Origin of the sequence: Clostridium sp., from assembly GCF_050717535.1 — a bacterium.
Taxonomy (GTDB): domain Bacteria; phylum Bacillota; class Clostridia; order Clostridiales; family Clostridiaceae; genus Clostridium_AD.
In genome coordinates this window covers 43,715-50,844 of the sequence record NZ_JBOITM010000004.1, presented here as the reverse complement: position 1 = coordinate 50,844, position 7,130 = coordinate 43,715, and the positions used below count along the sequence as shown (strand labels likewise).

Below are 7,130 nucleotides of genomic sequence, written 5' to 3'. Positions count from 1 at the left end.
TTAGTTTCTATATCTGAGACATATTTATTAAAACATTAATTTCTATTGAACCGCCGTGTACCGAACGGTATGCATGGTGGTGTGAGAGGTCGCTAAATAAATTAATTATTTAGCTCCTACTCGATTAGACTTTTTTTAGAAAAATTATACTTCGGTTAAATCAAAGTTCGGTACGAAAGCTTTAGAGGCAGTTCCACACTCTTGAATAAAGCATTTGGTTATGCCCAAATTTAAGCAGTAGTCAATTAGACAATCATAGTGTTTTGGGTTTAAATTTTTATTTATTTCAGGATATTCAAATGCATGGTGCATAGGGGTATATTGATTCATTAAGCTAATATATACTGATTCACTAAAGGTAGTATATATATAATCTATAATTTTTTTAGAATCAAATAACAAGCCAGGCAGCATTAAGTGTCTAATTATTACTCCTCTTTGAATTATTCCATCATTATCAAATTTAGCTTCTCCTACCTGGGAAACCATTTCAGTAATAGCTTCTGAGGCAATATTAAAATAATTAGGAGCTTTTGAATATTTAAAGGCATATTTATTTCTATAATATTTTAAGTCTGGTAAATAAACATCAATAAATCCTTTTAGGGCTCTAATTGTTTCGATATCCTCATATGCATTTGAATTATAGAGAATAGGGATATTAAGGCCCTTGTTTTTAGCAAGTTTTAGAGCTTCTATTATCTGTGGTACATAGTGGGTTGGGGTAACTAAATTTATATTGTGAGCTCCCCTTTGCTGTTGCTCTAAAAAAATTTCGCTAAGGCGATATATGGACACTATTTTTCCAACACCCTCATGACTTATTTTATGATTCTGACAAAATACACAGCTTAGATTACAATTTGAAAAAAACACAGTTCCAGAACCAGATGTACCTGAAATACAGGGTTCTTCCCAGTTGTATAAAGTGACTTTTGCTATTTTTACATCTTTAGAAGCCCTGCAAAATCCTAATTCTCCATTTAATCTATTAACAAAACATTTCCTAGGACATAAATTGCATTTTTCTAGCATGTATAAAAAACATGAATTATTTAATTCTTCTTTACCGCTATTAATCATTTTTAGCTCCTTGTTTGATAATTTCAATTTTTAGATTTAACGACATTTGAGAAGAAAGTCGCCTACGTCTATAAGTGGTAGTTCTGTACTATAACAAAAATAAAATTTTAGTGGGAATCTAAATATTCTTTTGAAGTCATTAATATTGCAGCTTCGCAGAAGATGATTTAACCTATCACTTATAAGAATTGTACAATTGGATATATATAATGTCAATTCGCTTTTTTTGTAGTTCTTATATGAAATACAACACATTGAATTAAAAAAATAAGACTTATTGCACCAAAACCAGGATAAAGGACTTTAATTAAATTTCTGAATCCAATTTGCGAAATAGGCAAAGCTATAATAAGTATTAATAGTACAGCTTTTTTATAAGGAATATTAAATTTTTTTTCAAAGGCTTTTCCTACACTATATATATCAGAAACTTCAGTTGAAAACATTTCAAACCAAATTACACAAAGTAGAAGGATTTGCATTAACATACCAAAACGGTGTGTTATGTATAATAGTGGAATTTCGTACTTGAAAATTTGAGGTATGTTTAATAAAAGCATTATATTTATCAAATAGCTTAATAGAGTTAAAACTAATGCTCCTATTATAACTCCAGGGATAAGAACACGCTTGCGTTTCATTTCTTGGCTTAGTGGGACTAGTACACCACTACAACATAGCATATTAAAGCCAGCATAGAGTAAGGTTGAAAAAAACCATTGACCAGGAATAATATTATTTTTATAAGAGGGGATTTGTTTTATATAAGAAGTACTAACCATATCTTTGTAGAACACTAAGTATAAAACGAATATAGTTATAATAATTGTAGTGAGAACAGGAACTATAAATGAATTTATAGTTATTAGTCCTTTGGTATCCTTAAGTAATGTGTATAAAGAGATTATAGACATAAGTAAAATACCTATCCATTTTGAAACACCAAAATATTGATGAAGAAGTGCTCCGCTTCCAGCTAAGATTATGGAAGCACCACTGATTAAGAAGAAGCTTGTAAAAATATCTGTAATTACACCAAAAAAGCCTGGGCTTACAAGAGTTATAAATTCGGTATAGGAGCTTAATTTATGTTTTAGACTAATAGAGATTATAATAGAACTTAGTAAAATATAGATTAAGCCACAAATAAGAATTCCCCAAAAACTCACATATCCATAAGTACTGAAAAATTGAGTTATCTCTTGTCCTGAAGCAAGTCCTGCACCAACTATGGTACCGATAAATACAGCTGAAGTTTGAAATATAGAACCAATGTTTTTTTTCAAATTATCTCCTCCATAAAATTATTTGATAAGGGTAATAAATAAATTAGATACTTGTCTTAATAAATATATGTGTATTTATTAATAATAAATAATGATTTTATAAATTAAAAATTTATTTATAGGGAAACTATAATTACAAGGATAAATTTGATTTTGTAAAGCACAAGTATAAAAGTAATTATAAATATCATTATTGAATTAAAAGGGAGTGAGAATAATGAAAAAAATATTGTGTTGTTTACTAGTAATATTCTATGTTTTGTCTTTCACTGCATGTACAAAGAAAGAGGAAGAGGAAAAACCAAAGGTTAATGCTTTTGAAATCAAAAGTGCAACTAATGTAGTTAATAATTATATGGATTTTATAATGAGGGAAGATTATGAAAGTGGAAAGAAATTGTATACTAAAGAATTGCTTGGAAAATCTTTAGACTTTCAACTTAGTGAAATGAAGATAAAGGGATATAAAGTTACTGAAAGCAATGAGATTGGAAGAACTGGAGTTTTTAAGGTTAGAATTACAAGAACCTCTATGGTTAGTTCATCTTCTTGTTTGGATGAATATTCTATTAAAGTTGTTAAAGATGGAGCAGAATATAAAATAAGTGAGATTACAAATGCCCTACAGAAGGAAGCCTTTGTTGAAGGCATAGGTATAAGATTCCGAGACAAAAAGAATGTGAAAACAAATTTAATTATTGATGAAGCGGGATTTCCTAAATATATGTATTCAAGAGATGATGGTGCAGAGTTATATAAATTAATTGTGCCCTCAAAAGAATTCGGTGCAATCAATTTTAGTTATGAAGGAGAAAAACTTGCAATTAGTACCTATAAAACAAATTCATTCATTGGTGTTGTAAATATTGATGAGTCTTTAGCAGTCCAAGGCGATGCTACAAAATCAGGAGCTCAGTCTTCAGAAGGTGGAGGATCTGGAGTGGTAGCTAAGGAGAAGCCAATTGGTAAGGAGTTAATTCCAATAGATTTATTGCTGAATTGTAAAGTTGAATTTATGACTTTTTCCTTAGACGAGAAATTTCTACTTGTACAATATACTAAACAAAACGTTGGAAAATGTATTAGGGTTTATCAAGTAGACAATGGAGATATGATCCCTATTAATTTTGAGAAAGATTATCCTATTGAAAAAGTACAGATAGTATTTTCTTCTTTTGGTGAAGGAACTATGACGTATGAAGTGATACCTAAAGCAAATGTTAGTAATTCAGAAACAGATATTATTGGTAAATGGAAATTGGATTTAAAGGATTTTACCGTAGATAAATTATAATTAATACATTAACTATGGACATAAGGTATAATTAACATAGGGCTAATATCTTTAATAAAATAACTAGTCTAATGACTAGTTATTTTATTAAATGGTCCACAAACAAAGAAAGGGTGAGAATTAGTGCAGAAAACATGGGGTCACAAGAAATATCACAGCTTAAATTATTTTTTAAGGAATAAATTTGGGGATAAGGTTTTTAAAATTGCTTTGGACGGTGGTTTTTCTTGTCCTAACAGGGATGGAACTATTAGTAGCGCAGGTTGTTTGTTTTGTAGTGAAAGAGGTTCAGGAGATTTTGGTGGAGATAGGAGATTTTCTATTACAAGTCAATTTGAAGATATAGTTAGTATGATGAGTAAAAAATGGAAAACAGGAAAATATATTGCCTATTTTCAGGCTTATACCAATACATATGCTTCCATAGAAGTATTAAGAGAAAAATATGAGGAAGCAATATCACAGGAGGGGGTAGTAGCATTAGCTATAGCTACAAGGCCTGATTGCTTAGATGATGGGGTATTAGACCTTATAGAGGAGTATTCAAATAGAGTATACACTTGGGTGGAACTGGGACTTCAAACCATAAGTGATGAAAGTGCAAAGATTATTAATAGAGGATATAAATTGCCGAGATTTGAAGAGGCTCTTAAAAATCTTAATAAAAGAAAAATTGATGTGGTAGTTCACACTATTTTTGGTCTTCCTGGAGAAAGTAGATTGGATATGTTAAAAACAATAGATTATGTGGCGCATAAAGAAATAAAAGGAATAAAAATGCACTTGCTCTATCTTGTAGAGCATACACCAATGGTGAATCTATATAATCAAGGAAAACTTAGGTTTATGGAAAAAGATGAGTACATAGACATAATTGTTAAGGCAATCACTATGTTACCGCCTAATATGGTTATTCATAGATTAACTGGGGATGCGCCAAGGGAACTATTAATAGGACCAATGTGGAGTTTGAAAAAATGGGAAGTCTTAAATGGCATAGATAACAAACTAAAGGAATTAGATTTATATCAAGGAATTAATTTTAAGCTTTAAATGTACAACTAGTACAATTGGCTTAATTGGTTCATTTGTGTCTTTCTACAAATTAACTTTACCACTTTTGGGGGTTTTGAGAATAGATAAATATGTTTTAAAGGTTTACAATATATATATAGAAAACATTTAGAATGTACATGTAGGAGGAATAAATTATGTCAAATTTATCATTAAGGCACATATACAAAGTTTATACTGGAAATGTAACAGCAGTTAAAGATTTTAATCTTGAAATAGAAGATAAAGAATTTATAGTTTTTGTAGGACCATCAGGTTGTGGTAAATCAACAACTTTAAGGATGATAGCAGGTCTTGAAGAAATTACAGAAGGTGAAATATATATTGGTGATAAACTAGTAAATGATATGGCACCTAAGGATAGAGATATAGCTATGGTTTTTCAAAACTATGCATTATATCCTCATATGACTGTATTTGATAACATGGCATTTGGTTTAAAACTAAGAAAAATGCCTAAAGATCAAATAAAGCAAAAGGTTACTGATGTAGCTAAAACACTTGATATTGAACATTTACTTGATAGAAAACCAAAAGCATTATCAGGTGGACAAAGACAAAGAGTAGCACTTGGAAGAGCTATAGTAAGAAATCCAAAGGTGTTTTTAATGGACGAGCCTTTATCAAATTTAGATGCTAAACTTAGAGTTCAAATGAGAACAGAAATAGCAAAACTTCATCATAAACTACAAACAACTTTTATATATGTAACTCATGATCAAACAGAAGCTATGACCATGGGAACAAGAATAGTTGTAATGAAAGATGGACTAGCTCAACAAGTAGATACTCCTTCTAATATATATGAGCACCCAGTTAATATGTTTGTTGCTGGATTTATAGGAAGTCCTCAAATGAACTTTATGGAAGCAAAAATTGCAGAACAAAATGGTGAAATCGTACTTACTTTTGATGATGAAATTGTAATATTACCAAAAGATAAAGCTGATGTTATAAAAGAAAAATCTTATATAGGAAAAACTGTTGTAATGGGTATTAGACCAGAAGATATTGATAACACACCTGCATTTATCGAAAAAAATAAAAATTCAGTTATATCAGTTCAAGTTGAGGTTGCAGAGCTTATGGGTGCAGAAACTAATATATACATGAAAAAAGGAAATACAAATATTGTAGCTAGAGTTAATGGATCATCTAAAGTTAAAGTTGGAGATACAATTAAAATTGCAATAGATACAAGTAAAATTCATGTGTTTGATAAAGAAACTGAAAACACAATAATATAGGGGGAAATTCATTATGTACAATTTCACAGAATTCTTGAAGGATTTAAGTCATTCTTCAAATATACCATTTAATGTAGTTACAGAAGATGGTATTGCATTATACATTAGTGACTTAGATATTGAAAATTCACATATAACTAACTTTACTATTATGCTAGGGCGAGTTAAAGGCATAATCAGTTTGGAAAAGAAGTATGAAAATTGTACATCTTTACTTGAATATATTATTGAAAACAAATATACTCAGCATTTTTTAACTAAAGAACAAGCAGTTATTGATATCTTAGAAAATAGAGAAATTTCTATTGATAATATTAGTCTTAATTTACCTTTCCTTAAAAATGGGTGTTATGTATTATTAATAAGTGTAGACGGAAGTAATTATGAATCTCTTAACATAATAAAACAAATATATGATAATGAGCCAGTTGTAAGTTTAATATATAACGATAACATAATTGTAATTGGTGACTTTGATGAAGTAGAGGGCCACACAGAAAGTATAAAAGAATCTATCTCATCAGATTTGTATTGCAAATGTTATGTAAGTTATGCAGATATAACTTATGACATAAAAGGGCTTAAGAAAGCTTACAATGATGCTTTGCAATGTATGGAACTTGGAAAAAAATTCGATATAAAAGACCATACATTTAGTTACAATAAGATGTTATTTGAGAAAATTGTATATAATGTAGATGGTAAAATTAAGCAGGAGCTATTAAGCATGCTAAAAGACAAATTTGATGCTCTTGATAGTGAAATGATAATAACTATTGAGCAATTTGTAGATTGTGGTCTTAACATAAGTGATGCTGCTAGAAAACTATATGTTCATAGGAATACTCTTATCTATAGATTGGATAAGATTAAGAAAGAAACAAATTTTGATATAAGGGACTTTAAAGATGCCTCCGTATTTCTTATAGCCTTTCTAATATGGAAAGAAAATAAGGAATAATTATATAATTAGTTAAAAACTCTACTTTTACTCATTGTAAAAGTAGAGTTTTTTTTGGTAGGTAGGTAGGTAGGTAAAGGGACGGTTAACAATTAATTTACCTATCAAGAAAATAAATGGGGACGGTTAACAATTGTTAACATATTAGGTTATATTGAATTTTCTATAAAAACTTATTTCTTTTA

6 protein-coding genes are annotated in these 7,130 nt (G+C 29.5%); 4 read left to right on the top strand and 2 right to left on the bottom strand.

All coding sequences use genetic code 11. The features are described 5' to 3' along the window. Window positions 1-144 precede the first annotated feature (144 nt). Together ACREVU_RS01120 and ACREVU_RS01115 are read right to left on the bottom strand one after the other, a co-directional pair. Window positions 145-1,035 (bottom strand): radical SAM protein, encoded by an 891-nt coding sequence (locus ACREVU_RS01120; protein ID WP_431549796.1) that lies wholly within the window; start codon window positions 1,033-1,035, stop codon window positions 145-147. 260 nt (window positions 1,036-1,295) lie between these two features. Further along, window positions 1,296-2,369, bottom strand: a complete 1,074-nt coding sequence (locus ACREVU_RS01115) for a YkvI family membrane protein (RefSeq protein ID WP_431549795.1) — start codon at window positions 2,367-2,369, stop codon at window positions 1,296-1,298. A gap of 217 nt (window positions 2,370-2,586) precedes the next feature. Here ACREVU_RS01115 and ACREVU_RS01110 point away from each other — a divergent pair, with 217 nt between their 5' ends. The 4 genes from ACREVU_RS01110 (at window position 2,587) to ACREVU_RS01095 (ending at window position 6,945) form a co-directional block, all read left to right on the top strand. Next, window positions 2,587-3,663, top strand: coding sequence for a hypothetical protein (locus ACREVU_RS01110; protein WP_431549794.1), 1,077 nt, complete (start codon window positions 2,587-2,589; stop codon window positions 3,661-3,663). Window positions 3,664-3,786: 123 nt separating this feature from the next. Next, window positions 3,787-4,716 (top strand): tRNA modification radical SAM protein MnmL/YtqA, encoded by a 930-nt coding sequence (mnmL, locus tag ACREVU_RS01105; protein ID WP_431549793.1) that lies wholly within the window; start codon window positions 3,787-3,789, stop codon window positions 4,714-4,716. Between the two features lie 158 nt (window positions 4,717-4,874). Then, window positions 4,875-5,984: an ABC transporter ATP-binding protein gene (locus tag ACREVU_RS01100; protein WP_431549792.1), complete on the top strand. Its 1,110-nt coding sequence runs from the start codon at window positions 4,875-4,877 to the stop codon at window positions 5,982-5,984. A gap of 13 nt (window positions 5,985-5,997) precedes the next feature. Further along, window positions 5,998-6,945, top strand: a complete 948-nt coding sequence (locus tag ACREVU_RS01095; protein WP_431549791.1) for a PucR family transcriptional regulator — start codon at window positions 5,998-6,000, stop codon at window positions 6,943-6,945. The last annotated feature ends 185 nt before the right edge of the window (window positions 6,946-7,130 follow it).

What these genes read in the sequence shown, in the direction of transcription:
- ACREVU_RS01110 (WP_431549794.1), top strand. Translation starts at nt 2,587, where the DNA reads ATGAAAAAAATATTGTGTTGTTTACTAGTAATATTCTATGTTTTGTCT.
- ACREVU_RS01120 (WP_431549796.1), bottom strand. Translation starts at nt 1,035, where the DNA reads ATGCTAGAAAAATGCAATTTATGTCCTAGGAAATGTTTTGTTAATAGA.
- ACREVU_RS01100 (WP_431549792.1), top strand. Translation starts at nt 4,875, where the DNA reads ATGTCAAATTTATCATTAAGGCACATATACAAAGTTTATACTGGAAAT.
- ACREVU_RS01095 (WP_431549791.1), top strand. Translation starts at nt 5,998, where the DNA reads ATGTACAATTTCACAGAATTCTTGAAGGATTTAAGTCATTCTTCAAAT.